Source organism: Martinezella sp. CNPSo 3890 (genome assembly GCF_057784455.1).
In genome coordinates, this window is the sequence record NZ_JBXSOR010000017.1 from 67,280 (window position 1) to 93,266 (window position 25,987).

Sequence of the window (25,987 nt, forward strand, 5' to 3'; positions counted from 1 at the left end):
CCAGCGGGTCGGTATCCATGATCGTTTCCTTCGACATTGGCGGCAGCGCCATCAAAGGCGGCATTGCCCGCTCCATGACGGACATCGTGCCGCTGGCGCGGCGCCCGACGCCCAGGCACGATTTCGCCGAATTCGTCAATGCCTTGCGTGAGGTGATTGCCGAAGCCGGCGAGAGGCCGGATTGCCTCTCCTTCTCCATCGCCGGCGTCGTCGATCCCGATACGCAGACACTCACCTGCGCCAATATTCCCTGCATTCACGGCCGGCATCTTGCCGCCGATCTGGAAGCGGAACTTGGCTATCCCGTGCTGATCGCCAATGATGCCGATTGCTTCGCCATGGCGGAGGCCATGTCCGGAGCGGGCCGTGGCCATCGCATCGTCTTCGGCGCCATTCTCGGCACCGGCGTCGGCGGCGGCCTTGTCGCGGATGGCCGGCTGGTCAATGCTGCCGGCGGCTTTGCCGGGGAATGGGGCCACGGCCCCATCATCGCGTCCTCCGCCGGCAATCCATCAGTCGCTATTCCCGCCTATGCCTGCGGCTGTGGCCAGAAGGGCTGCGTCGACACCGTCGGCGGCGCACGCGGCATCGAACGCCTGCACAAGACGCTTCACGGGCTGGAACTTTCCAGCGAGGAGATCATCGGCCAGTGGCTCAGGGGCGAAGACCGTGCCGAACGCACGATTGACGTCATGGTGGATCTGGTCGCCTCGCCGCTTGCCCTCACCGTCAACATAACTGGCGCGACCATCGTGCCGGTCGGCGGTGGCCTTTCCAACGTCGAACCGCTCCTAGCTCGTTTGGACGAGGCGGTGCGCGCCCGCACCCTGCGTAAGTTCGGCCGGCCGCTCGTCGTGCCGAGCGAGTGCAAGCTGGAACCGGGCCTCATCGGCGCCGCCCTGCTGGGCCTGCAATATGCCGGAGAGCGCACCCATGCTGCTTGAGGTCTGTGTCGAGGATATTGCCGGTCTCAAGGCGGCCGTCGAGGGTGGCGGCGACCGTATCGAGCTTTGCAGCGCGCTTCCTCTCGGCGGGCTGACGCCGAGTGCCGGGCTGATGGCCGCCGCAGCGAAGATAACGGTCCCTGCATATGCCATTATCCGTCCGTGCGCCGGCAGCTTCGTCTATTCGGCGGATGAAATTGAGATCATGAAGCGCGACATCGATGCCGCACGAGCTGCCGGCTTGCCGGGCGTCGTGCTCGGCGCTTCCCTGCCGGATGGCCGACTGGATGTTGACACGCTCAAGGCGCTCACCGCCCAAGCGGAAGGTCTCGGCAAGACGCTGCACCGCGCCTTCGATCTGGTGCCCGACGTCGAGGAAGCCGTCCATGTCGCTATCTCTCTCGGCTTCGAACGCATTCTGACCTCCGGCGGCGCAAGGACTGCGGCCGAAGGCGTTGCCATGCTTGAACAGGCGATTGCAGCCGCCGCCGGCCGCATCTCCATCATGCCCGGCTCCGGCGTGACGCTTGCAACGGTCGGCCAGCTATGGCCGCGCCTGCAGATCAGCGAGATCCACGCCTCCTGCTCCGCAACCGCCTCGGAGACGGATGAGCGTGTCATCGCCCTCGGCTTCTCTCCGCCATCGGTCCGCCGCACGGATGCCGCCACCGTCAGGGCACTTAAGGCGTATTTCGCCTAGAGCGGACTGCTCCAAGAACATGCAAAAAGCCGGACGCGGGGAACGCGGGAACCGCATGCCGAAGGTCGCGATCTGCTTTAAGCAACATCATGAATTGACAAAGAAACATTAGAATGATCAATCGTTCATAAACGCATATGCTGTAGCCATGAACATGGCTGCGCAACATACAGTTATTGCAGCAAGGTAAGTTTCCTCGGGAGTAGCTGTGATCTGAACCATGTCGGTGGCGCCACCTCGCAAGAAAAGCAGGGCTGTCTTTTGGATTGCAGCTGTTGTCATCGGTTCGATCATCCTGGCAACCGCGCTCCTTGCCAACGATATGCGCAATCTAAGAGCGCTGGATAGCCGCTATCATCTCAATCTCTTTCCGAAACCGGAACAACATGCAGCAGCGCCCGCCGCGCCTGCGCAGGAACAGCAGCCGGCCCATGCGGCTACGCCTGCGGTGGCGGCGCCGAAGACGTCAGGCCCGGCGGCCACAAGCGTCCGTGTCAAGCCAGCGACGGTCACCGCCAAGCCATCCGTCAAGAAAAGATCCCATCTGCTGGATGAGCCTGTCGACGCGCTGCTGAGTGCCTTCGTGCGCAGCTGGCGGATATCGGGCCAGGCGCTTTGCGCCGATCTCCAGAAGTTCGGCCTGTCCGTAGGCGAATGGCGGCAAAGCGAACTGGGCACCAGCACTTCGGAGTGCAGCTATGCCGTCCAGAAGGGCGCCTATGGCGATCCCAAGGCAGCTTCCTTCTTCATCATCGCCAGGGGCAAGCCATCAGGCGAAATCGATACCATCCGCATCAAGGTCATCATGCCTGACAATGACGACGGAAAGGCCGTTGCCGGCACCTTTGTCGACACCGTCGTCCTATTGCTGAACGAGACACATTGGCTGGACTTTCAGGCCGCACTCGAGGCAGTCGGCAAGTTGCAGGATGTGACGCTGCAAGCCTTCGGCGCCAAGCTTGCCTTTTTCAAGGAATTCCAGAGCGACAACAATTTCAATCTGCAGCTGGAATTGCGCAGAACGTCGCCGGAACAGCTCCGAACCGCGATCGTCTTCGACAAGGCGCGCTGGACACTGCCCTCCCCGCCATCGACTAATTGATCACATGGATTCCTTCGAAAGGCTGGGTTCCTGTTGCGCTGCGCCATCGATAGTGCTCATATAGGCAACGATTCCGAAGGTCGGCGGATCACCGGCCGCCAGCACCATGTTTCCCGAGAGCACACGAGGCGGTTTCCGAAGGGATTCATGCAAATCGTCAAACGCGCCGGTCCCCAGCCGGACGTTGGAAAGCCATTTCATTTCATGGATTCGATAGATCCCAATCCGCAGGGCCAGACTTTTGCGGTCGAACGCAATCCCCGCCTGCGCTACATCATCCCCGCGGTGGTCGCCGTCGCCTTCCTGATGGAACAGCTGGATTCGACCATCCTCGTCACCGCCGTTCCCGATATCGCCAAGAGCCTCGATACGACGCCGCTGCGCATGAATCTGGCGGTCACGACCTATATTCTGACGCTTGCCATGTTCATTCCGGTGAGTGGCTGGTTTGCCGATCGCTTCGGCGCCCGGCGCATCCTAACGCTTTCCCTCTTCATCTTCACCATCGGCTCGATCCTCTGCGGCCTGGCGACCAGCCTGCCGATGCTTATCGCCACGCGCGCACTGCAGGGCTTTGGCGGCGCAATGATGACGCCGGTCGGGCGCCTCATCCTCATCCGCAGTTTCCCCCGCAGCCAGCTCGTGACTGCCATGACCTACATGACCCTGCCCGCCGTCATCGGGCCCGTCATCGGGCCGGTGCTCGGCGGCTTCCTGACAACCTATCTGTCCTGGCGCTGGATCTTCTGGGTGAACCTGCCCTTCGGCCTGATCGGCATGGCCATGGCGCTGCGCTATGTCGAGGATACCGAACGCGACAAGACCATGAAATTCGACTTTCCCGGTTTCGTCATGGTCGGTCTCGGCTGTGTGCTGCTGCAATATGGCATCGAGAATATCGGCCGACCTGCAATTCCGGTCTGGGCCATCCTCCTAGCGCTTGCCGCCGCCGGCCTGCTGCTGGTCGGCTTCATCCGCTATGCCAGAACAGTGGAATCTCCGGCCGTGGATCTCACCCTCTTCAAGCTGCGCACCTTCCGCATCGGCACCCTTGCCGGCGGCATCTGTCGTATCGGGCTGAATGGCGTGCCCTTTCTGCTGCCGCTGATGCTGCAGGTCGGCTTCGGCTTGAGTCCGATCGTCTCGGGTACATTGACCTTCGTCAGCGCCCTGAGCGCCCTTGCCGTGCGGCCGGTCTCGGCAAAACTGCTAAAGCTCTATGGCTTCGATCGCATGTTGACGTGGAGCGCCGTATTCGGTGCCGCCGTCGTCGCCGGCTTCGCGCTGATCACACCCGATACGCCGCACTGGTTCATCATCGTCTATGTCTTCATCTTCGGGCTGGCGCGGGCCGGACAGTTCATGACGTCCAATACGCTATCCTATTCCGATACTCCGGCGGCTCAACTCAGCCGCGCGACCAGCTTGGGCGGTGTGCTGCAGCAATTGAGCGTCAGCTTCGGCGTCTCCGTCGCCGCCATGCTGCTGGGTCTGGTGACTTTGGATGGATCGCCGCTGACGCCGGAGAAATTCCACATTGCATTTTTGCTGATGGCCGTGATCCCGCTGCTCGGCATACCCGGCTTTCTCAAGCTGCGGCCGGAAGACGGCGCGCAAGTGAGCGGCCATCAGCGGCAATCGAAAAAGCAGCCGTAAGGCTTATGCCGCAAGCGCCGAGGCGCGCGGATGGACGAGATGATCGCGAAGTACCGCGCCGGAGCGGTCGACTTCCTGCATCAGCACGTCGTAGCTCCACAGATCGGCCAGATGCTGCAATACGCGCTTAGCATCCATATCGTCGAGCATCGCGCCGTTCAGCACCGTATGCTTGACCAGCAGCCGCCTGTCGCCGGCAAGATCGACATCGACGATCTCGATATGCGGATCGATCCAGCCGACATCATATTGCCGTGACAATTCACGGCGGATGCGCCGGTAGCCACGCTCATCATGAATGGCGGCGACCCTCAGCCCCTCTTCCTCCTCCGGATCATCCGTCAGCTGGAACATGCGCATCTTGCGCATCAGATGCGGGCTCAAGAACTGGGCGACAAAACTCTCGTCGCGATAATTGGCCCAGAGATCGCGCAGCACCGCCATTGCATCGCCGGTGCCGGCGATTTCCGGGAACCATTGGCGATCCTCTTCCTCCGGCTTCGTCACGATGCGCTCGATATCCTGCATCATGGCAAAGCCGATCGCGTAGGGGTTGAGGCCGGAATAGCGGGGATCGTTGAAGGTCGGCTGGAAAACCACATTGGTATGCGATTTCAGGAATTCCAGAAAATCGCCGTCGCCGATGCCACCGAGTTCGTGCAGCCGGGTCATGATGCGATAGTGCACGTAGGTCGCCGTGCCCTCGTTCATCACCTTGGTCTGGCTCTGCGGGTAGAAATATTGGGCGACATGCCGCACGATGCGGATGATCTCGCGCTGCCAGGGTTTTAAGCGGGGCGCCATCTTTTCCAGGAAATAGAGGATATTTTCCTGCGGCAGGCCCGCCAGCGAGCGTCGCCGCTCCAGATCGAGATCCTGTGTCTTCTTGCCCGACCCGGCCGGAACCGTGCGCCAGAGATCGTTGAAGATCTTCTCGTCATATTCGCGCCGCTCGCGCTCGCGCTTCTCCTCGTCGCGCAGGTCCGGCGTCTTCTTGCCGGCATAGCGATGCACGCCATGCGACATCAGCGCATGGGCGGCATCCAGCGTGCGCTCGACGGCGGCGTGGCCATAGCGCTCCTCGCAGCGTGCCACATAGCTCTTGGCGAAGTTGAGATAGTCGAGAATGCCTTCGGCATCGGTCCAGAGCTTGAAGAGATAATTGTTCTTGAAGAAGTGATTGTGGCCGAAGGCGGCATGGGCGATGACGAGAGCCTGCATCGTCGCGCTATTCTCCTCCATCAGATAGGAGATGCAGGGGGAGCTGTTAATGACGATCTCATAGGCAAGGCCGCGCAGGCCCTTGCGGTAGAAGGCCTCGTGATGGGCGAAATGCTTGCCGAAGGACCAGTGCTTGTAAAAGAGCGGCATGCCGATCGAGGAATAGACGTCGAGCATCTGCTCGGCGGTGATGATCTCGATCTGATTGGGGTAAACATCGAGCCCGAGCTCGTCGATGGCGATCTTCTCGCAGGCATCGTGAATTCGCTGGATGGTGGCGAAATCCCAGTCCGCGCCTTCGAAAAGCCGCTCCATCGATGCCTTTTTTGCCATCATCCGCTCCTTGTTTCCGCCGTACGGCGCTGGAAGAGATCGTGGAAGACCGGATAGATCTGGCTGCGATCGCTGACACGCCGCATGGAAAGCACCGGCCATCCCGCCTGCATCCGCTCATAGAGCGACCAGATCGCCGAGCCGGACGAGATCGCGACGCTGCGTGATTCCCCCACTTCGAGATAGGCAAAATATTGGCAGACGGGCAGGATCTCGCTCGTCATCAGCGCCGCCGTCGTCGCATTGTCGGAATAGGCGTTATCGCCATCCGATGCTTGCGCGGCGTAGATGTTCCAGTCGGATGCCGGGAAGCGGTCCCGCACGATCCGCCGCATGGCCTCGAGCGCGCTCGAAACCTGGGTGCCGCCGGTTGCCGGGCTGCGGAAGAAGGTCTCCTCGTCCACCTCTTCCGCTACGTCGGTATGGCGGATGAAGACGATCTCGACGCGGCGATACTGCCGGGTCAGGAAAATGTAGAGCAGCATATAGAAGCGCTTGGCGAGATCCTTCATGTGCTCCGTCATCGAGCCGGAGACGTCCATCAGGCAGAACATGACGGCTTGCGCCACCGGCTTCGGCTCGTTCTCGAAACGGCGATAGCGGATATCGATCGGGTCGATATAGGGAATGCGCCGGACCTTCGATTCCAGTCTTTTGATCTCGTCTTCGAGCTGTGCGCGGCGCTTCTCGTCCGTGCACTCCTCGGCCTCCTCGATGAGCTTTTCGACCGTTTCCGGCTTCGGGCGATGCAGCGCGACACGGCGCATCATGGCAAGCCGCATCGTGCGGTTGATGGCAAGATTGGCAGGTGATCCCGTAACCGAATAGCCCGAGCGCACCGGATTGATCTGGTCCGCCGACATCAGGCGGCGCTTGGCTAGATCGGGCAATTCGAGATCGTCGAGGAAGAGATCGAGGAATTCGTCCCGCGTCAAGATGAAGCGGAAGGCATCCTCGCCGGTTCCATCGCCGCCGGCCCGCGACTTGCCGCTACCGCCCTCGGGGCGGGGAAGCATATCGCCTTCGATGAAGTCCTTGTTACCGGGAAGAATATGTTCCTTCAGGCCCTCCGGGCCGCGATGGAACCGAGGTTCCTCGGTTCCATCCAGGGGAATGCTGATTTCGCCACCCTTCAGAATATCCTGAATGTCGCGATTTTGAGAGGATTCATAGACCGCTCTCTGCACCAGCGCTTTTGCTCTTCGCAAAAACCGTTGACGATTTTCCAGACTTTTTCCGCCTGGGTTCAGGCGTCTGTCAACAATGTGCATTCCTTCTTCCTTGGTGGCTCATCCCGCCTGTTTCACACGCATGTACCATTCCACAAGCCGCCGGACCTGCCGTTCGGTGTAACCCCGCGCGACCATCCGCTCGACGAATTCGCCATGTTTCTTCTCCGTCTCGCCATCCTTCTTGGAGCCGAACGAGATGACGGGCAGAAGGTCCTCGACTTGAGAGAACATCCGCTTTTCGATGACTTCACGGATCTTCTCATAGCTGGTCCAGGACGGGTTCTTGCCGCCGTGGCTCGCCCGTGCCCGCAGGCAGAACTTGACCACCTCGTTGCGGAAGTCCTTCGGATTGGCGATACCTGCCGGCTTTTCGATCTTGGTGAGCTCCTGGTTCAAAAGCTCGCGGTCGAGAAGCTGGCCGGTATCCGGATCCTTGAAATCGACATCCTCGATCCAGGCGTCGGCATAGTCGACATAGCGATCGAAGAGATTCTGTCCGTAATCCGCATAGGATTCCAGATAGGCCTTCTGGATCTCGTTGCCGATGAACTCCGCATAGCGCGGCGCCAGTTCGCTCTTGATAAACTCGATATACAGCTTTTCGGTTTCAAGCGGCAGCTGCTCGCGGCGGATTGCCTGCTCCAGCATGTACATCAGATGCACCGGATCGGCACCGACTTCTGTCGTATCGTAGTTGAAGGTCGCCGCCAGCACTTTGAAGGCAAAACGGGTGGAGGCTCCATCCATGCCTTCGTCGACACCGGCCGAGTCACGATATTCCTGCACGCTGCGCGCTCTCGGATCAGTCTCCTTCAGGCTCTCGCCGTCATAGACCCGAAGCTTGGAGAAGGCGGTCGAATTCTCGTGCTTAGAAAGCCGCGTCAGAACCGTGAAGCGGGCGAGCGTCTCCAATGTCGACGGCGCGCAGGGCGCGTCGCTGAGCTCGGATTCCTCGATCAGCTTCTCATAGATCTTCTGCTCTTCGGTGACCCGCAGGCAATAAGGCACTTTCACCACGCAGATGCGGTCGATGAATGCCTCATTGTTCTTGTTGGCCTTGAATGTCTGCCATTCCGACTCGTTTGAGTGCGCCAGGATGATGCCGGAGAAGGGTATCGCACCGATATTTTCCGTACCGATGTAATTGCCTTCCTGCGTCGCCGTCAGCAGCGGATGCAGCATCTTGATCGGTGCCTTGAACATTTCGACGAATTCGAGAATGCCCTGGTTGGCACGGTTCAATGCACCGGAGTAGCTGTAGGCATCCGGATCGTTCTGCGCGAGGCTTTCGAGCTTGCGGATATCCACCTTGCCGACCAGCGAGGAAATGTCCTGGTTGTTCTCGTCGCCCGGTTCCGTCTTGGCGACGGCAATTTGCCGCAGCCTTGAGGGCTGCATCCTGACGACACGGAAGCGGGAAATATCGCCTTCGAACTCTTCCAGCCGCTTGAGGCACCAGGGACTCATGAGCCCGGTCAGGCGCCGGCGCGGAATGCCATAGCGCTCCTCGATCATCGGCCCCATGGTGACGGGATCGAACAGGCTGAGCGGGCTTTCGAAGACCGGGCTAAGCTCGTTTCCGGCCTTGAGCACATAGATGGGATGAACTTCCATCAATGATTTCAGCCGCTCGGCGAGGGATGACTTGCCGCCGCCGACAGGCCCGAGTAGATAGAGGATCTGCTTGCGCTCCTCCAACCCCTGGGCCGCATGGCGGAAGAAGGCGACGATGCGTTCGATCGTCTCTTCCATGCCGAAAAAGCCCGAAAAAGCCGGATAAGTCCGGATGGTCCGGTTCATGAAAATACGCCCAAGCCTTGTATCCTTGGCCGTATCGATCAGCAGTGGTTCGCCCATGGCTGCCAGTAGCCGCTCAGCCGCATTTGCGTACATGAGCGGATCATCCCGGCACGCTTCCAGGTATTCTGAGAATGACATCTCGACTTCGCGCCGTGCTTCAAAAGTACGGGCGAACGTGTTGAACAGAACATCATTGTTTAACATGGCGCCTCGGTAGCTTGCTATTGCAATTAACGCCGGCTTTTACGAGATCACTTTATCCCGCTGTATCTAAAGTGCGGTATGACTCGCTACGAATCAATAGGTGATCTGTCAATAATTCGTACGCTTGATTCCAAATGTCATCAATATCTTGATGGGGTCATGCACCGAATTAATGAAACACAACCAGAAGATTGTTGTGGCAATACAACGCACTCAGTGGTTATGCAACCTCAACCGGCCTATTGCCGCATATTTTTGCAAATACACGATCTCGGCGAAGAATTGATCGAAGCCAGCGTCAAGCTTCATTGTCCGCATGATTGGGGAGAAAAGATGGTGCCCAGAGCCGGAATCGAACCAGCGACACGCGGATTTTCAATCCGCTGCTCTACCAACTGAGCTATCTGGGCATCCTAGCTTCGCGTCGAGGGAAGAGCCTTGGCAGGCGCTGGGCGGTTGGTTCGCCCCGGAAGCGAGCGGGGTTATAGCATCTTGTTCGGCCATGTCCAGCAGCAAATGACTCTTTTTTGACAGGAAATCGAATTTTGCCAATTCGCGAACAAAATGAAAGGGTTCGTGAGATCCTGCACCTTTGGAAAACGCATTCAGTCCTGGTCGGAGCCGTCGGCCTTCGTCTCGTCCTCGGTGACGGGGATGGCATAGGAGCCGTTGAGCCACCGCGAGAGATCGACGGAGCGGCAGCGATCCGAGCAGAAGGGATAATGTTCACGCAGCGAAGGACGGCCGCATTCCGGACAGGGACGCGTCTTTCGCAGCGGCTCGACTTTCGAACCGACCTTGATCTCTTCAGCCTTCGTCATGACGACTATCCTTCCTGCCATCCGGCATGGACATCGAAGCCCTCGCCTGCCAGCAGCAGCATGGTTTCATAAAGCGGCAATCCGACGACATTGGTGTAGGAACCGACAAGCTTTTGCACGAAGGAGCCGGCAAGCCCCTGAATGCCATAGGCTCCCGCCTTGCCCCGCCACTGGCCGGAGGCGAGATACATGTCGATATCCCGGCTGGAAAGCCGCTTGAAACGCACCTTGGTTTCCACCACCTTCTGGCGGGCCTTGCGGTCCGGAGTGATCAGGCAGATGCCGGTATAGACGACATGGCCGCGCCCGGAGAGCAGATGCAGCGCCGCAGCCGCCTCATCGACGAATTCCGCCTTCGGCAGGATGCGCCGCCCGACGGCGACGACCGTGTCGGCCGAAAGGATATAGCTTCCCTGCCAGGCGGCGTCGCTCTTGATTGCCGCAAAGGCGGCATCACCCTTCTCAGCCGAAAGCCGCCGCGCCAGCGAGCGCGGATGCTCCGATTTCTTCGGCGTCTCATCGATATCCATGGGCATGAGACGCGCGGGCTCGATGCCTGACTGATGCAGGAGCTCGACGCGACGCGGCGATCCGGAGGCCAGTATCAGCTTGTGTTTCAACGCCATCAGATCTCGACCTGTCATGCGGGAATGAGAGCCGGGTCCCGGAGCATGATGCCGAAAATGTCGGCGGCACCCGGCTCCAGCGAACGACGGATTACTTGAAACGGTAGGTGATGCGGCCCTTGGTCAGGTCGTAAGGGGTCATTTCCACCAGCACCTTGTCGCCGGCCAGAACGCGAATGCGGTTCTTGCGCATGCGGCCCGCGGTATGGGCGATGATCTCGTGCTCGTTTTCCAGCTTCACGCGAAAGGTCGCGTTCGGCAGGAGTTCGGTGACGACACCGGGAAATTCGAGGACTTCTTCTTTCGGCATTAAAGCTTCTTTTCCTGTCGGTTGAGGCCGGCGCTCCTGTTAAAAAGGCTGGGTCGCCGGAAATTTGCGCGGAAACTACACAATCGCCGCGGTTTTGTGAACCACGTTGATAAGGGTTTCTGCATTTGTTTCATTTGCGGCTCTAAAGCGAGCCGCGATGTTCCACAAGCCTGCTCTCTATGAGGCCGAGAAGATAGTCCCTCACCGCGCGATAGGCATCCAGAACCTGCTCACGCGTTCCATCCGTCGCGGAAGGGTCCATCGTCGGCCAATAGATGACGTCGACAGCGTTCGCCCGCGTCAGTTCCAGCGCGGCATGATGCGCCTCGGGAGACAGCGTGATGATGACATCGAAGAAATCATCCTCCAGCTCTTCCATGGTCTGCGGCTGACGGCGGCCAAGCGAAAGCCCGATCTCGGCAAGCACCACATCGACGAAGGGATTGCGCTCGCCGGCGCGTACCCCGGCCGAGGCGATATACGTGCCCTGAGGCAGCATGCTGCGCGCCATCGCCTCGGCCATGGGCGAACGGATGGCATTGAGGCCGCACATGAAGAGGATGGCGCCGGGGGATTTGCCCCCGGGCGACCTGCCATTCTGCTCGATCGCCTGCGGCTCATCCATGGCAGTCACCCGCGCCAATAGAGCACGCAAACGAGCGTGAAAAGCCGCCGCGCCGTGTCGAAATCCACGCTGATCTTGCCGTTCAACCGGTCCATCAGCGTCTGCGAGCCTTCGTTGTGAATGCCGCGCCGGCCCATGTCGATCGCCTCGATGCGGCTTGGCGTGGCCGAGCGGATCGCCTCGTAATAGCTCTCGCAGATCATGAAATAATCCTTCACGATCCGGCGAAACGGGGTGAGCGACAGAATATGGGTGGCGACAACGCCACCATCTTCCATGCGGATGTCGAAGACCAGCTTCTGGTCGACCAGCGACAAGTTCAGGAGATAGGGGCCGCCCTGATGTCCCACAGGCTCGAAGCTGTTTTCCTCAATCAGGTCGAAGATGGCGACGGCGCGTTCGTGCTCGACATCGGGCGTCGAGCGGCCGATCGTGTCGTCCAGGACCACATCGCTCAGCCGGAAGACGCCCTTCGCCATGCCTTACCCCTCGAGATTGAGGCGGATCGCAACCGACCGCGCATGCGCATCCAGCCCCTCGGAATTGGCAAGCGCGATCGCCGCTGGCCCGAGCGCGCGGAGCTGCTCCGACCCCAGCCGGAGAATAGAGGTGCGCTTGACGAAATCGAGCACCGACAACCCGGAGGAGAAGCGTGCAGAGCGGGCAGTCGGCAGCACATGGTTCGAGCCGCCGACATAATCGCCGATCACTTCGGGCGTATGACGGCCGAGAAAAATCGCGCCGGCATTGCGAACACCGGCCAAAAGCGGCTCGGGATCATCGACCGCCAGCTCCAGATGCTCGGCCGCAATGCGGTTGGCAAGCGGAATGGCCTGCTTCACTTCGGCGACTAGGATAACCGCGCCGAAATCCCGCCAGCTCGTCGCTGCCGTCTGCGAGCGGCTGAGCTGCTTCAGCTGCCGCTCGACCGCCGCTTCCACGGCTCTGCCGAATTCGGCATCGTCGGTGATCAGGATCGATTGGGCGCTTTCGTCATGCTCAGCCTGCGCCAGCAGATCGGCGGCGATCCAGTCCGGATCGTTATTCTTGTCGGCGATGACGAGCACTTCCGACGGGCCGGCAATCATGTCGATACCAACAGTGCCGAACACCTGGCGCTTGGCTGCCGCCACATAGGCATTGCCGGGGCCGGTGATCTTATAGACCGGCTTGATCGTCTCTGTGCCGTAGGCAAGGGCTGCAATCGCCTGCGCGCCGCCGATGCGGTAGATCTCCTCGACGCCGGCCATGCGCGCGGCCGCGAGCACGGCTGGATTGACGGCGCCGCCTGTGGCCGGCACGGCGATGACGACGCGATCGACACCGGCGACTTTGGCCGGCACGGCATTCATCAGCACCGAGCTGGGATAGCTCGCCGTACCGCCGGGCACATACAGACCGACCGCTTCGATCGCCGTCCAGCGCGATCCGAGGCCAACGCCGAGATCGTCTTCATAGATATCGTCCTTCGGCAGCTGCCGGCGATGATGCGATTCGATGCGGGTGGCTGCAACCTTCAAAGCGCCGAGGACCTCGGCCGGAACGGCGGCGACGGCCGCATCGATTTCCGCTTCGCTGACGCGCATCGGCGTTACGGCGAAATCGACGCCGTCGAACTTCTTAGAATAGTCTGCAAGGGCGGCATCGCCGCGCGCCCGCACATCGTCGATGATGCCGCGCACGACGGCATTCACATCCTCGGACACTTCCCGCTTGGTCGTCAGGAACGCGGCGAACTGCTGCTCGAACCCTTCCGACGCCTGATCCAGCCAGATAGCCAAACTGATATTCCTCTTTCACTGCGGCCGCCCGCGGCGGCAAAAATCCAACGGTCGCTGCCTATTCGCCCGCGTCGGGATGTCGGGGCTTATGGGCCGTCTCCCATGCCCCGCCGATATCCGCAAGCTGGGCTTCGATGCATTCGACATCGAGCGCAATCGTCGCGTTGGCGGCAAGGGCAAGCTCGATCGTCCCCTCAGGCCCCTCGCCCTTCTGCTCGAAACGGATCGCAAGCAGCGACAGCACCTCGTCGCGATTGCGCCGGTCGAAGCCACTGGAGCGCACGGCTTGCACGCGCTTGAACACCAGCGCGGAACGATGGCGTTCGTAAGGCTTGCTGCGCTGGTCCGATTGTTCCCAGACGAAACGATTGGCCGCGAGCGAAAACTGCTCTTGCTTCGGCGCATAGGACATGTCGCCGACCTTGAAGACGCTATCCTGCATATAGGCAGAGATGACATCCAGGTCCTCGGTGTCGAGTGCCATTAGCTTGAGATCGCTCATTCGTCCTTTATCCCTGATCGCGCCATTGGAACCCCCGGCAAGCATTGTTGCCGGCGTTCCTTCATTCTGGACATAGGATGGGAGCGCAAAAGACGCAACCGAAGAAAGCAGGCTTGCCCGCTCTCTTCGCGCCGACGGATGGAAATAAGCCTGATCATGCAAAATGCTGTCGCGCTTTTGCGACAGCGGAATGCAAAAACCGGAGGGCTGCCCGGGGGCAGGACAATCGCATATGAGCTGAAATCGTTGCCGCCTCCCCTTCTCCCCTCGGGGAGAAGAGGTTTCCGGGGATGATCCCAGCATATGCGATTGCCGGGGGAGCGGCGCGCTTATTCGCTGATGCGCTCGACCACGGCGCCGCAGCGCGTCAGCTTGTCTTCCAGCCGCTCGAAGCCGCGATCGAGGTGATAGATGCGCGACACCACCGTCTCGCCCTCGGCGGCAAGACCGGCAATGACGAGCGAGACGGAAGCGCGAAGATCGGTCGCCATCACGGGCGCGCCCTTCAGCTTCTGAACGCCTTCGACGCGGGCGGTCTGACCGGAAAGCGAGATCTTGGCGCCGAGGCGGGCGAGCTCCTGCACATGCATGAAGCGGTTTTCAAAGATGGTCTCGGTGATGTTGGAGACGCCCGAGGAGCGGGTCATCAGCGCCATGAACTGCGCCTGCAGGTCGGTCGGGAAGCCGGGGAACGGATCGGTGACGACGTCGACCGGCTGGATGCCGCCGCCATTGCGCATGACGCGGATGCCGTTATTGGTCGGCGAAACCGTGGCGCCGGCCCGGCGCAGGCTTTCGAGCGCGGTATCAAGCAGCGCGACATCGGTGTTTTCAAGCGTGACGTCGCCGCCGGCCATGGCAACGGCCATGGCATAGGTGCCGGTCTCGATACGGTCGGGCAGCACGCGGTGGCGGGCGCCGGAGAGCGAGGTGACGCCCTCGATGGTGATCGTGCCGGTGCCGGCGCCGGAGATCTTGGCGCCCATGGCGATCAGGCAATTGGCGAGATCGACGATCTCGGGCTCGCGGGCCGCATTGCCGATGACGGTGGTGCCGCGGGCAAGCGTGGCCGCCATCATCATCACATGCGTGGCACCGACAGAAACCTTCGGGAAATCATAACGGGCGCCGATGAGGCCGCCCTTCGGCGCCGTGGCGTTGATATAGCCGCCGTCGATTTCCATGGTGGCGCCGAGCGCCTGTAAGCCCTCAATGAAGAGATCGACCGGGCGCGTGCCGATGGCGCAGCCGCCGGGCAGCGACACGCGCGCCTGTCCCTCGCGGGCGAGCAGCGGCCCGATGACCCAGAAGCTCGCGCGCATCTTGGCGACGAGCTCATAAGGCGCGGTCGTATCGACGATGGTGCGGCAGGTGAAATGGATGGTGCGGGAATAGCCGTCTTCCTGGCGCTCGCGCCGGCCGTTGACGGCGACATCGACGCCGTGATTGCCGAGGATGCGCATCAAAAGCTCGACATCGGCGAGATGCGGCACGTTTTCGAGGGTCAGGGTATCGCTTGTCAGCAGCGAGGCGATCATCAGCGGCAGGGCGGCATTCTTGGCGCCGGAGATCGGAATGATACCGTTGAGCTCATTGCCGCCGACAATCCTGATACGATCCATATAAGCAATACGGGCGAGGCCCGCCTTTCCTGATAGTTCCGGGCGCCAATGTCAGGCGCCAGGTTTCGTGCACCTGGTAAAAGGCACTCTTTAGACGAAATAGATTAACGCATCAATTCGATTGATGATGGGCGACATCAATCATTGCGATTCGTCCCTTTTTGCGGCGGAATCGGCACTATCCCCAGGCTTTGCGCCCGGCAGCCCATCCGTCTCGTCGGCCTGCCCGGCGCGCCGCGCCCTGACCTGCTGCTTGCGCCGCGCCAGATTCTCGCGCAGCTTCTGCGCCGCACGCTCACGCCGCCGATCCGCTTCCGTGACCTGCCTGGCATCCGCCCGCGCGCCCGCCTCGCCGCCGACCCCGCTGGGGGCCGAACCGCCCTGCAAAGCCTGCCCTTCATCGATTTTCGTCTTGTCCGCAGCCATGGTTTTCCCATAGCCGAAAACCCTGGCCTTCAAAAGACCGACACATTTTTTCCAACGAACTTTCACAGAACTTGCAATTTGCGGCTTGCACTCCGCCCCGACCTATGGCAATAGCCGCCTCGCCCAATACGGCGCACCTATCAGCGCCACGGAATGCTGCTATAGCTCAGGGGTAGAGCACTCCCTTGGTAAGGGAGAGGCCGAGAGTTCAAATCTCTCTAGCAGCACCAGCCACACAGCCGATATCTTTGTGGTTTCCGACACAGGTATTCGTTTGTCCTGATTGAAGCTGTGAGGCTAAGCAGTCTCCACAACGTATATTGACCGCGGCATCGTATGGAGATGATTGGGCAGTTTGCTGCAATTCTATAGTCAGAGATGGTCCAAGGCTCTATGACTTGCCAGCCACATACTTCTCACCGACATCAAGCAAGTGTTTTGCGGATTGGCAAAATGCGTCTTTTTGGTCCTGGGTCGGATATGTCATCGTTGAAACTGCGCCCATAACGATGAATGCCTTCTGTCCATCATCAGTCTTTAAAAAAGTATCGGGCGCTACAACGGTCGCGAGCTTTTTGGATGGCGGTGGGTTATTGCAAGAATTGGCTGCAAACAAACCAACAATATAAGCAGACTGGATCGGAAACTTGGTGCTGTAGATAGAAAATTCCTGCATCAAACGATCATGGTCGGTAAAAATTGCCGCCACATATTGCTTCATCTCTGGGGAGAGTTCATCGGCAAATGTCGGGTAAGCCCCCCATATAAGTACACTACATACGATAAGTAATTTCCGCATTTTACCTCCGACGCCAACCGCATGCGTCCACACGCATAGCGCGATCCACTATTCCGCCAATCGCGCAGACGGTCAACGCACTTTTCCATCGCTCAGAGTGGAAAACATATCTTTCTGACGCATTGACATGAAAGACACATCCTCAGCCATCTGCTGTCATACCTGCGAAGGTTTTATGGAGTTCATTTCCAACCCATTTTAACGCCCCTCACAGGATTGGCCGCACTATTTTTCAGCAAGCTATTAATTCTACCCAGCAACCGCGACGTTGCGGGTCCGATCATACGGATGATCTCGATAAGCCCTACAAAAAGCCCCACCGACTCGCATGGGAAGTATCCAGTGCCTTAGGGAGAGGAGATTAGAGGTGCTCTCCCGCTATTTCCTGCGTCATCACGCAGCCCTCCCCAATTCCGCTGCAATCCCCCGTATAACCCCTCCTCCCATCACATCCTTCTTGGCCCGGGAGAAAAGCCTCAATATCGAAACTACGCGTCGCCGTTCTGTTTGCCGGTCAGTTCACCGAGTATGAGGTTTCCGTCATGTCGGCCCGCAATGTCGTCAAGGCGATCGATGGCGGCAGATATGAGACCGTGCCGATCCTGATCGACCGCACCGGGCACCGGCTGACGGCGCTGGAAGGGCAGCAATGCCTTGGCAAGGGAGAAGCCGAGAGTTCAAATCTCCAGCAGCAGCAGTTTTCCTCCGGAAACCTCTTAATCCTTTGAGCTGCAGCGTAAGATTGCTCGTTACCTGAACTTGGCGTTTGCGCCATAATACACCAATCAGATTCGTTGGGGCCGAGGGTGAAATTCGATCATGATTGGCGGAGGACTTCGAACAGCTTTTGAGACGACGGCTCCGCAAAAGGGAGAATTGCTCTCGGTTGTCCGGCAAAATGGCTCCAATAACCTGATCGTCTATTTCAATTCCTACGGCGTAGAGAATCGCCCCGGCAAACAGCCCGGCAGGCCCTTCGGAACAAAATTCCAGAATTATCGAAAAGTCATCCGCTACGATGCGCATGCCATCTGGTTCGTGGAAGAGAAGGGTTCCTGGTATCTTGAGCATCAGGACCGCATTCTCGACATCCTGATGCGTTACATCGTCGAACATGACATTGCGGCGATCAAAATGATTGGCTCCAGCGCCGGCGGATACGCAGCGATCAGAATGGGGTTGCTGCTGGATCAACGGCTTAAGCACAGCGGCAGCGACGCCACGATTCTCTCTTTCGCGATCAATCCCCAAACCGGCTTTCGGCCGGACTTGTTCGCCCGCATCGAAAGGACGACACTGGAAAGCCGCTGGCAGGGTGCGCGGCTTGGACAGGATCCCATCGTGCTCGCAAAGGACTATATTGACGCCTACGCACCCATGCAGATCGATCTCGTCGAGCTCGCGCGGAACTACCAACCGCGAAACGTCGGCATCGTCCTGATGTACGATAATCTTAATCCGATCGAGACCACCTTCTGTGGCGACCTCGCAGATATTGATTTCATTCTGCACTTCCCCGTGCCGCTTGGTCTAAACCACTTCGATGGCGCAACGAAAATCCTCCTCAACGAATTGTGGCCGGTCTTCGATCAGGCTCTGTCTTTCCCCAAATTGGACAATGCAGATGGGGAGCTGCGCGCCCTGGCATGATACGAACTCCGGCACGTACAAATCTGTTCTTGTGACAGCACACCTCATCCCTCCCCAATTCCGCTGCAATCCCCCGTTTAAACCCTTCTCCCATCACATCCTTCTTGGCCCGGGAGAAAAGCCTCAATGTCGAAACTACGCGTCGCCGTTCTGTTTGGCGGTCAGTCCACCGAGCATGAGGTGTCCGTCATGTCGGCCCGCAATGTCGTCAAGGCGATCGATGGCGCAAGATATGAGATCGTGCCGATCCTGATCGATAGCGCCGGGCGCTGGCTGCTGGTGGAGGAAAAGGGCGGCGCGCTGCCGGAGCCGGTTGCCTATGAGGGCACCGAAGTCTGCCTGGTTCCGGGCGGCAAGGGGCGGCTGCTGGCGCTGGAAGGTGCTGGTGGGCGCGAGCTGCCGGCGGTCGATGTGCTGTTTCCGGTGCTGCATGGGCTGAACGGCGAGGATGGCTCCATTCAGGGCCTTGCCCAGATCGTTGGCCTGCCCCTCGTCGGCTGCGGCATTCTGGGCTCGGCCAATGCGATCGACAAGGATATGGCAAAGCGCCTGCTGCGCGAGGCCAGCCTGCCGGTGGCCCGCTCGGTTACGCTGACGCGTGGCGACAAGCCAGATTTTAATGAGATCGTCGCCACGCTCGGCTCGCCCGTCTTCGTCAAACCCACGCGCCAGGGTTCGTCGGTCGGCGTCAGCAAGGTGCAGGAAGCTGCATCCTTCGAGAGCGCGCTGGCCGAGGCCTTCCGGCATGACCGCAAGGTGCTGGTGGAAGAATTCGTGCGTGCCCGCGAGATCGAATGCGCCGTGCTGGAAGAGTCTGACGGCTCGCTCTTCGTCTCCGTGCCGGGCGAGATCGCGACATCTGCAACGTATGAGCTGTACTCCTATGAGGCGAAATACCTCGATCAGAATGGCGCCGTCGTCACCGTGCCGGCGGATATTCCGGCTGAGACGGCAGAGGGGTTGAAGCGCATGGCGGCGGATGGCTTTCGCGCGCTTGGATGCGAAGGGCTGGCGCGCGTCGATTTCTTTCTGCGGCCGGATGGCAGCGTCGTCATCAACGAGATCAACACCATGCCCGGCTTCACCAATATCAGCATGTATCCCAAGGCCATGGGCGCCTCGGGCATTTCCTATCCGGAGCTTATCACCCGCCTGATCGAGCACGGGCTTGCGCGGGCGCGGCAGGGGTAATCGATAGGAAGCGGCAGGTTTCGATGCCGCCTGCCGTCAGACCTTTTCCGTCTTCTTGGTCTTCACCTTAGGCTCGACAGGCGCATCCGGCGTCGGCGCGAGCAGCTTTCTGAGCGAGGCGATCTTATCCTTCACCAGCGGGCGGAAGCGGCTGGCGCGATAGGGCATGTCGGCGGCGCCATAGCCTTCCGGCCCGTCGTCATTGCCACGATGGATTTCCTCCAGCTTCACGCCGATGAAGGTGCCGTCGACATAATGCGTGTATTCGCCAACCCAGCGGATGGTGTAGATCGTTCCCTTGCGGATCAGCTGATCGATGCTGACATGCTTGAACGTATCGTCGATGCAGACGACCTTCTGGCCCACATGGAAATCGTAGCTCACCCTGCCCTCCTTGAGGCGACGAAACATTATGGCTTCTGCCGCTAGGGCAGGAACATGGCCAGATATCGGCAAACCCGGTGCGCTTCACTCTCCAGAACAAATCGTCCGGCGAGTCAAGTTCATCTGCCGCTGAGAAAGGCCGCGTCCGTCGCCGGCGGCCGACCGAACAATTTGCGGTATTCACGCGTGAACTGCGTCTGGCTGTCATAGCCGACCTCAAATCCGATCTCCCGTGCATTGCCCTCGCGAAGAAGCAACCGGCGACGCGCCTCCTGCAGCCGGATGAGCGCCCGATATTGCAACGGCGTCATCAATGTCACGGCCTTGAAATGCCGATGCAGCGATGTCGGGCTCATTCCCGCCATGTCGGCTAGTTTGCCGATACTCATGGCCTCGGCGAAATGGCCCTTGATCCAGTCGGTGACGCGGCCGATCTGCGCCAGATTTGTGCCATGCGTGGCAAGCTGCCGCAGCATAGGTCCGAGCTCGCCCCGCAGCAGCCGGTAATAGAGCTCAAGCTTGGCAAGCTTTGCCATCATCTCGATATCGTCAGGCGCGTCGAGACAGGAGACAAGGCGCAATGCAGCACTCACGATCTCCGGCGTCTGCTGCGACACCGCAATTCCGGCGTGATCGCGAGGCTCCGCCGCATGGAACACCGGAGCCTCCGCAAGGAGCTTTGCGATCTCCTCTCTCTCCAGTTCGAAGGAAAGCGCCAGGTGCGGGCTGGCAGGATCGGCCTGCTCGATCCGCGCAGACACCGGCAGATTGACCGTCGCGATGAAATATTGCGAGGAATCGACGCTGAAAACCCGCTCTCCGAGCCGGATCGTCTTCGTCCCCTGCAATACCATGCAGATTCTTGGACTGTAGACGGTATCCGTCGGCAGCGTCGGCTGCTCAACTCTATAAAGCGTCAGCCCCTGTACTTCGGTCGCCTGCTTCGGAACGGCGGCGTGGCGGCTGATCAGCTCTCGCAGCTGTGTCGACGGGTCCATAAATCCGGCTTTCGATGATGGCGGCATTTCCTACACATGATATCGCCAACAGGCAAAATTGGAAGGATCGTATGAAACTCTGGTCCTTCTGCCCTAACGCCTGGGCATCAGTCGCCCCTAGATTTGCTCAAGGCGATCCTTCGACGGAAGGCTGCCAAAACATGCAAACAAAGGAGCAAACCATGAGCGACACACCCGTATGGTTTATCACCGGATCCTCGGCCGGCCTTGGATATGAACTTGCAAAATCCGTACTCGAGCGGGGCTGGCGGGCCGTCGTAACGGCAAGGCAGCCTGAAAAACTGGAAACCCTTGTAGCGGAACACGAAGGACGCGCTTTGGCGCTGCGCCTCGACGTCACCGACATTTCCACGATCCGCACGGCGGTGGCCGCTTCCATCGACGCTTTTGGCAGGATCGATGTGCTCGTCAACAATGCAGGCTATGGCTATCTCGCCGCCATCGAGGAAGGCGACGATGAGGGCGTGCGAAAACAGTTCGAAACCAATCTGTTCGGTCTCATCAATGTCACCAAGGAAGTATTGCCCGGGATGCGCGCCCGCAGAAGGGGCCATATCGTCAACATCTCGTCGTTGGGTGGCCTGGTCGCATTCGCGGCCACAGGCTATTATCACGCGACGAAGTTTGCCGTGGAAGCGATCTCGGAATCCCTGTCCTATGAGGTTGCGCCACTTGGCTTGAAGGTGACGATTGTCGAGCCGGGCGCGTTTCGCACCAATTGGGCCGGAAGCTCGATGGTTGAGTCGCCGATCCGGATCGAGGATTATGACGACACCGCCGGAAAGCGCCGCCAGTCCACGAAGGCATCTTCCGGCAATCAACCCGGCGATCCCTCGCGTGCCGCGGCCGCCATCATAAAGGCGGTCAAAGCCGAGGCGCCGCCGCTTCGATTGCTGCTGGGCGCTCCGGCGCTCGATATCGCCTACAAGCGCCTCGAAGCGCTGAAAGCGAACTTCGATGCCTGGAAGGATGTTACGCTGAGTACCGACTTTCCGGATTCTCGGAAAAGCTGATTTTCTCGCAGGCGCGAGCCGTCGTTAGCGACACTCCGTTAGGCGCCTGCGAGAACACAACGAATGTCACGGTTCCGATCAATGAAACGATGACAAAGCAAGCGTTGACAAGGCCCATGGAAGGCTGAAGATTGCGCTTCGTTCAAGCAGCCGTACGGCCTTGCTTCCATATCCGATACCCGCAAGGCTCGTTGAGTTCATGCCCACCCTCCGCCTCATTGCCGACGACCTGACCGGCGCACTCGATACCGCCGTCGAATTCGTCGGCGTCTACGGGCCAATTGACGTGGAGCGCGGCGATGCGCTTTCCGAGAACCTGCCGGATTGTCTCGCGATCGACAGCGGTACCCGCGAGAAGACGGCCGCCGAAGCAGAAGTGACCGTCGCCAGCATAGCGCCACTGCTCCAGGGCGCCGATCTCGCCTTCAAGAAGGTGGACAGCCTGTTTCGGGGGCCTTGGGCGGTGGAGCTTGCGGCCTGTTTTCGGCTCGGCCATTGGCGGCACTGCATCCTCGCGCCGGCATTCCCGCATCACGGGCGGCACACGCGGGGCGGACGACAGGTGCTTTATGCCGGTAAGGACGCCTGGCGCGACATTAGCGGCGATATAACAGCGCATTTGCGCGCCGAGGGTTTGCCAGCTTTTAACACACCACTCGATAGGCTCGAAGGCCAGTCCATCCCGGATGGCATCCATGTTTTCGATGCGCACACGGATGATGATCTCGATGCCATCATCGCATGGGTCTCATCTGAGCTGAAGGGGCCGGTCCTCTGGAGCGGCACAGGCGGCCTTGCCCGGGCTCTAGCGCGTAATATCGAGCTGGCGACTCATCACCTGCCTCGCGCAAACAAGGACAAAGGCGAACGCCACTCAGCGCCATCGGTCCCTATCTCGCGCAAGCTGCGGAGGCCGGTGCTCGGTCTGTTCGGCTCCGACCAGCCAATCACGCTGGCGCAGCTCCAGGCCTGTGGCCCCAATTGGCTGAAGCTTGGCGAGGGTGCTGATGCCGATGCCATCGATCATCAAATCCGGCAAAGCGGCGTCGCCATGGTCAGCCTCGACCTGCCGACGGGGCTTGAACGCGATGATGCTGCCAGGCGGATAGCGGCGAGCTTCGGCGGCATGGTCAAGGCACTGCCCGCCCCAGGGACATTGATCGTCGCGGGCGGCGAGACCCTGCGCAATCTCTGTTCGGCGCTCGATGTGTCAGCCCTCAGCATCACCGGCCAGGCAGCACCCGGCCTGCCGCGCTCGACGATCGTCGGCGGTTCCTGGGAAGGCACGACGGTCATCTCGAAATCAGGCGCATTTGGCGGCCCCACCCTATGGCGAGATCTCTTAAGTGAAAACGGGCTGATTGCCGGAGGAGAAGAACCATGACGCGGCATCTTGCAATCACCATGGGCGACCCCGCCGGCATCGGCCCGGAAATCATCGCCAAGGCTGTCGCCCGCTTGAAGGGCAGGCTCGACGAATGTAAGCTTAAACTTACAATAATCGGCAGTGGCCCCGCCCTGCGGCTCGCCGAAAAACAGCTCGGCCTCGATATCGAAATCCCCGAAGCTGAGATGGAAGGCGACTGGCCGAACCTCTGCTTCATTCAGGCCGATGCCGAGGGAGAACCGATCCTGCCGGGCCGGCTTTCCGCCGATGGCGGCCGTATGGCCTTCAAGGCGATCGAAAAGGGCGTTCAACTCGCCCTATCAGGCAAGGTCGCCGGCATCGTCACCGCACCACTGAACAAGGAAGCACTGAACAAAGCCGGCTTCCATTATGCCGGCCATACCGAGCTTTTGGCCGAGCTCACCGGCGCGCGCGGCTCCGTGATGATGCTCGCCCACGGCAATATGCGTGTCAGCCACGTCACTACCCATGTCGCGCTGGAGGATGTGCCGAAGCGGCTAACGCCCGAGCGGCTGCGGCTCGTCATCGACCTCACGCACAAGGCTCTCAAAAACCTCGGCATCGCCAACCCGAAGATCGCGGTGGCGGCGCTCAATCCGCATGCCGGCGAAGGCGGCCTCTTTGGCCGGCAGGATATTGATATCTCCGCGCCCACCATTGCCAAGGCGGTATCCGACGGGCTCGATATCGTCGGCCCGGTTCCCGGCGATACGGTTTTCGTCAAGCTGCGCGCCGGCCAGTATGACGCGGTCATCGCCATGTATCACGATCAGGGGCATATTCCGGTCAAGCTGCTCGGTTTCGAGATCGATCCGGCGACAGGCAAATGGATGGATCTTTCCGGCGTCAACATCACCCTCGGCCTGCCGATCGTGCGCACCTCCGTCGACCACGGCACAGCCTTCGACATTGCCGGCAAGGGCATTGCCAATGAGCGCAGCCTGATAGAGGCGATCGAATTCGCGGAGAGGCTGGCGATGGGCGATCGAGCTGGATAAAGGTCGCCCAGCATGCCGCACCTCTGATACCTCTCCACGAATTTCACGATCGATATCCAATGCGAATTGCGCATGACATTATTTCGATGCAGCCGCATTGGTATGCGCTCTCGTCCTGAAGGCGAGCAAGCTCAAGAAAGCGAGTACCCAAACGCTCAGGGCGCCGTAGAGCATCACCCAATCAAAACCTTGGGCAAGCGCTGCGTGCACGATCTCGCGCGAAAATTTCGTCATAGGCTCGTCCACCACGCCGGTGCTGCCCGCTGCGATGCGCTCTGCCAGCCGAGGTAACGAAGTCGCGTCGGGCAAAGCTGGAAGCACGGTCTGCAGGTTTGCGAGAACGCCGCGCACGAGAACGAATCCCATCACGGCAATGTTGATGGCAAGCGAGATCATTCGCGCGCTCATGTCGATACCCGAAGCCATGCCGGCTCGGTCGCTCGAAACAGAGCCCGTCGTCGTGTTCGTGACGGTTGTGTTCGTCACTCCGAGGCCGACGCCGGCGACGAGTGCTCCGAGCAATGTTACCGGCAGGCTCTCCTCACCTGCAGCCGCACCGAGCTTCATAACCAGAAAGCCGAGCCCGATCGTGAACAGGCCGGCAGGAATGACAAGACCGGGGCCGCGGCGAAGCAGAAGTCGTTCGGCAAACGGCGGCACGATCAATGTCGGCAACGTATAGGCAAGCAACGCAATACCGGCTGCCACTCCGTCTAGGCCAAGGCCTGCTTCAAACCAGATGGGAATGTAGATCATGAACGGCCAGAAACTGAAATTCATCCCCATCGACCCGAAGATTGCGCCCGAGAAGCGCCTGATCCTGAAGACCGTAAAATCGAACATGGAGTGGCTTTTGGATAGCTCAATAACGATGAAGACTGTGAAGCTGATGACAGCAATAGCAGCGACGGTGAGCGAAACAGGATTGATAAAACCGAACTGCGAACCTCGCGTGATGTAAAAGACCAGGCAGAAGACCGCGGCCGATAGCGAAACGATGCCGGGAATGTCGAGATGCTGGGCGTTGGGATCTCGTGTTTCCCGCACGCCAGCAAATGCCAGCAAGATCGTCAGGATCGTGATCAGGACGTGTACGAGAAACACCCATTCCCAGCCCATGAGCGCTGAGATGCCATTTCCGATGGCCGGTCCGAAGCCGAGACCAAAGCCGAAGACTATCCCCCACCAGCCAAAAGCTTTGGCGCGCTCGCCGGCATCGCCATATTGCTGAGATAATACGGCGATCTGGGAAATCAGCATTGCGCCACCGGTCGCACCTTGTAGAGCGCGGCCGGCGATGAGGATTGTGATGTTCGGCGCGATACCACAGACGAGCGAGCTGATGCCGAAGGCAATCATGCTCGCGACGAAAAGCCGTTTACGGCCATAGCGGTCGGCGAGCGTTCCGGCCGCCATCAGCACGGTCGCAACTGCTAGCGTATAGGCATTCATGGTCCATTGAAGCTGCTGGAAGTCGGCATGCAACACCCGCTCCAGCGTCGGCAGTATTGCCGGGACGCTGGAGATTTCAAGACCGAACATCATCGATGAAAGACAGACAGCGGCCAGAGCGAGCCTTGTGTTTTGGCGTTGGATATTGCTCATAATTTCGCCTTTCGA

26 protein-coding genes and 2 tRNA genes are annotated in these 25,987 nt (G+C 59.9%); 11 read left to right on the top strand and 17 right to left on the bottom strand.

The genetic code is table 11. The features are described from left to right. The first annotated feature begins 17 nt into the window (after window positions 1–17). The 4 genes from AC13RC_RS27870 to AC13RC_RS27885 all read left to right on the top strand — a co-directional run bounded on the left by AC13RC_RS27870 (window position 18) and on the right by AC13RC_RS27885 (window position 4,402). The gene (locus AC13RC_RS27870) at window positions 18–944 is read left to right on the top strand and encodes an ROK family protein (protein WP_488559173.1); all 927 of its coding nucleotides are present in this window, start codon (window positions 18–20) and stop codon (window positions 942–944) included. Next, window positions 934–1,644, top strand: coding sequence for a copper homeostasis protein CutC (locus AC13RC_RS27875; RefSeq protein WP_488559174.1), 711 nt, complete (start codon window positions 934–936; stop codon window positions 1,642–1,644). The genes AC13RC_RS27870 and AC13RC_RS27875 overlap by 11 nt, the downstream gene beginning before the upstream one ends. A 220-nt stretch (window positions 1,645–1,864) precedes the next feature. Beyond that, complete coding sequence (locus AC13RC_RS27880; RefSeq protein WP_488559175.1) at window positions 1,865–2,746, top strand: DUF6030 family protein; 882 nt, start codon at window positions 1,865–1,867, stop codon at window positions 2,744–2,746. Between the two features lie 204 nt (window positions 2,747–2,950). After that, the gene (locus AC13RC_RS27885) at window positions 2,951–4,402 is read left to right on the top strand and encodes a DHA2 family efflux MFS transporter permease subunit (protein ID WP_488559211.1); all 1,452 of its coding nucleotides are present in this window, start codon (window positions 2,951–2,953) and stop codon (window positions 4,400–4,402) included. A gap of 3 nt (window positions 4,403–4,405) precedes the next feature. On the opposite strand, the gene AC13RC_RS27890 is transcribed toward AC13RC_RS27885, so the two are convergent. From AC13RC_RS27890 to AC13RC_RS27950, 13 genes are all read right to left on the bottom strand, one after another. After that, window positions 4,406–5,956: a SpoVR family protein gene (locus tag AC13RC_RS27890; RefSeq protein ID WP_113354486.1), complete on the bottom strand. Its 1,551-nt coding sequence runs from the start codon at window positions 5,954–5,956 to the stop codon at window positions 4,406–4,408. Next, window positions 5,956–7,227, bottom strand: a complete 1,272-nt coding sequence (locus AC13RC_RS27895) for a YeaH/YhbH family protein (protein ID WP_069615950.1) — start codon at window positions 7,225–7,227, stop codon at window positions 5,956–5,958. Before AC13RC_RS27895 ends, AC13RC_RS27890 begins: the two co-directional genes overlap by 1 nt. Window positions 7,228–7,245: 18 nt before the next feature. After that, on the bottom strand, window positions 7,246–9,192 hold the full coding sequence (locus AC13RC_RS27900) for a PrkA family serine protein kinase (RefSeq protein ID WP_069615949.1): 1,947 nt from the start codon (window positions 9,190–9,192) through the stop codon (window positions 7,246–7,248). Window positions 9,193–9,526: 334 nt separating this feature from the next. After that, window positions 9,527–9,602, bottom strand: a tRNA-Phe gene (locus AC13RC_RS27905). A gap of 195 nt (window positions 9,603–9,797) precedes the next feature. Further along, a complete protein-coding gene (yacG, locus tag AC13RC_RS27910) occupies window positions 9,798–10,013 on the bottom strand; it encodes a DNA gyrase inhibitor YacG (protein WP_075851761.1) in 216 nt (71 codons plus the stop codon). A gap of 5 nt (window positions 10,014–10,018) precedes the next feature. Then, a complete protein-coding gene (locus tag AC13RC_RS27915; RefSeq protein ID WP_095435914.1) occupies window positions 10,019–10,639 on the bottom strand; it encodes a Maf-like protein in 621 nt (206 codons plus the stop codon). Window positions 10,640–10,730: 91 nt separating this feature from the next. Further along, a complete protein-coding gene (gene infA, locus AC13RC_RS27920) occupies window positions 10,731–10,949 on the bottom strand; it encodes a translation initiation factor IF-1 (RefSeq protein WP_004117876.1) in 219 nt (72 codons plus the stop codon). Between the two features lie 142 nt (window positions 10,950–11,091). Then, window positions 11,092–11,574 carry an arsenate-mycothiol transferase ArsC gene (locus AC13RC_RS27925; protein WP_113354485.1) on the bottom strand — a complete coding sequence of 161 codons (483 nt, stop codon included), beginning with the start codon at window positions 11,572–11,574 and terminating at the stop codon, window positions 11,092–11,094. A 5-nt stretch (window positions 11,575–11,579) separates the two neighbouring features. Further along, on the bottom strand, window positions 11,580–12,053 hold the full coding sequence (locus tag AC13RC_RS27930; protein ID WP_069615945.1) for a UPF0262 family protein: 474 nt from the start codon (window positions 12,051–12,053) through the stop codon (window positions 11,580–11,582). A 3-nt stretch (window positions 12,054–12,056) separates the two neighbouring features. Further along, window positions 12,057–13,355: a histidinol dehydrogenase gene (gene hisD, locus AC13RC_RS27935; protein WP_488559176.1), complete on the bottom strand. Its 1,299-nt coding sequence runs from the start codon at window positions 13,353–13,355 to the stop codon at window positions 12,057–12,059. A gap of 58 nt (window positions 13,356–13,413) precedes the next feature. Beyond that, the gene (locus tag AC13RC_RS27940) at window positions 13,414–13,857 is read right to left on the bottom strand and encodes a DUF2948 family protein (protein WP_145315916.1); all 444 of its coding nucleotides are present in this window, start codon (window positions 13,855–13,857) and stop codon (window positions 13,414–13,416) included. 329 nt (window positions 13,858–14,186) lie between these two features. Then, a complete protein-coding gene (gene murA / locus AC13RC_RS27945) occupies window positions 14,187–15,479 on the bottom strand; it encodes a UDP-N-acetylglucosamine 1-carboxyvinyltransferase (protein WP_488559177.1) in 1,293 nt (430 codons plus the stop codon). A gap of 141 nt (window positions 15,480–15,620) precedes the next feature. Further along, entirely contained in the window at window positions 15,621–15,905 is a 285-nt protein-coding gene (locus tag AC13RC_RS27950) for a hypothetical protein (protein ID WP_488559178.1), read from the bottom strand. Window positions 15,906–16,060: 155 nt separating this feature from the next. Here AC13RC_RS27950 and AC13RC_RS27955 point away from each other — a divergent pair. Next, window positions 16,061–16,135: transfer RNA gene (locus AC13RC_RS27955), tRNA-Thr, on the top strand. Between the two features lie 161 nt (window positions 16,136–16,296). Here the strand turns inward: AC13RC_RS27955 and AC13RC_RS27960 are convergent. Beyond that, on the bottom strand, window positions 16,297–16,704 hold the full coding sequence (locus tag AC13RC_RS27960; protein WP_488559179.1) for a hypothetical protein: 408 nt from the start codon (window positions 16,702–16,704) through the stop codon (window positions 16,297–16,299). A gap of 503 nt (window positions 16,705–17,207) precedes the next feature. On the opposite strand from AC13RC_RS27960, the gene AC13RC_RS27965 reads away from it, so the two are divergent. The 3 genes from AC13RC_RS27965 to AC13RC_RS27975 all read left to right on the top strand — a co-directional run bounded on the left by AC13RC_RS27965 (window position 17,208) and on the right by AC13RC_RS27975 (window position 19,545). Further along, window positions 17,208–17,432: a hypothetical protein gene (locus AC13RC_RS27965; protein ID WP_488559212.1), complete on the top strand. Its 225-nt coding sequence runs from the start codon at window positions 17,208–17,210 to the stop codon at window positions 17,430–17,432. Between the two features lie 91 nt (window positions 17,433–17,523). Beyond that, a complete protein-coding gene (locus AC13RC_RS27970) occupies window positions 17,524–18,354 on the top strand; it encodes a hypothetical protein (protein ID WP_488559180.1) in 831 nt (276 codons plus the stop codon). Between the two features lie 126 nt (window positions 18,355–18,480). Further along, the gene (locus AC13RC_RS27975; protein WP_488559181.1) at window positions 18,481–19,545 is read left to right on the top strand and encodes a D-alanine--D-alanine ligase family protein; all 1,065 of its coding nucleotides are present in this window, start codon (window positions 18,481–18,483) and stop codon (window positions 19,543–19,545) included. Between the two features lie 36 nt (window positions 19,546–19,581). On the opposite strand, the gene AC13RC_RS27980 is transcribed toward AC13RC_RS27975, so the two are convergent. Together AC13RC_RS27980 and AC13RC_RS27985 are read right to left on the bottom strand one after the other, a co-directional pair. Continuing rightward, a complete protein-coding gene (locus AC13RC_RS27980) occupies window positions 19,582–19,929 on the bottom strand; it encodes a CAP-Gly domain-containing protein (protein ID WP_112722542.1) in 348 nt (115 codons plus the stop codon). A 119-nt stretch (window positions 19,930–20,048) separates the two neighbouring features. Further along, window positions 20,049–20,927: an AraC family transcriptional regulator gene (locus AC13RC_RS27985; RefSeq protein ID WP_488559182.1), complete on the bottom strand. Its 879-nt coding sequence runs from the start codon at window positions 20,925–20,927 to the stop codon at window positions 20,049–20,051. A gap of 182 nt (window positions 20,928–21,109) precedes the next feature. Between AC13RC_RS27985 and AC13RC_RS27990 the strand changes: the two genes are divergently transcribed. The 3 genes from AC13RC_RS27990 (at window position 21,110) to pdxA (ending at window position 24,367) form a co-directional block, all read left to right on the top strand. Then, window positions 21,110–21,961 carry an oxidoreductase gene (locus AC13RC_RS27990; protein WP_488559183.1) on the top strand — a complete coding sequence of 284 codons (852 nt, stop codon included), beginning with the start codon at window positions 21,110–21,112 and terminating at the stop codon, window positions 21,959–21,961. Between the two features lie 199 nt (window positions 21,962–22,160). Then, a complete protein-coding gene (locus tag AC13RC_RS27995) occupies window positions 22,161–23,345 on the top strand; it encodes a four-carbon acid sugar kinase family protein (RefSeq protein WP_488559184.1) in 1,185 nt (394 codons plus the stop codon). Beyond that, window positions 23,342–24,367: a 4-hydroxythreonine-4-phosphate dehydrogenase PdxA gene (gene pdxA, locus AC13RC_RS28000; protein WP_488559185.1), complete on the top strand. Its 1,026-nt coding sequence runs from the start codon at window positions 23,342–23,344 to the stop codon at window positions 24,365–24,367. Before AC13RC_RS27995 ends, pdxA begins: the two co-directional genes overlap by 4 nt. A 78-nt stretch (window positions 24,368–24,445) precedes the next feature. On the opposite strand, the gene AC13RC_RS28005 is transcribed toward pdxA, so the two are convergent. Next, entirely contained in the window at window positions 24,446–25,972 is a 1,527-nt protein-coding gene (locus tag AC13RC_RS28005; protein WP_488559186.1) for an MFS transporter, read from the bottom strand. Window positions 25,973–25,987: the final 15 nt, after the last annotated feature.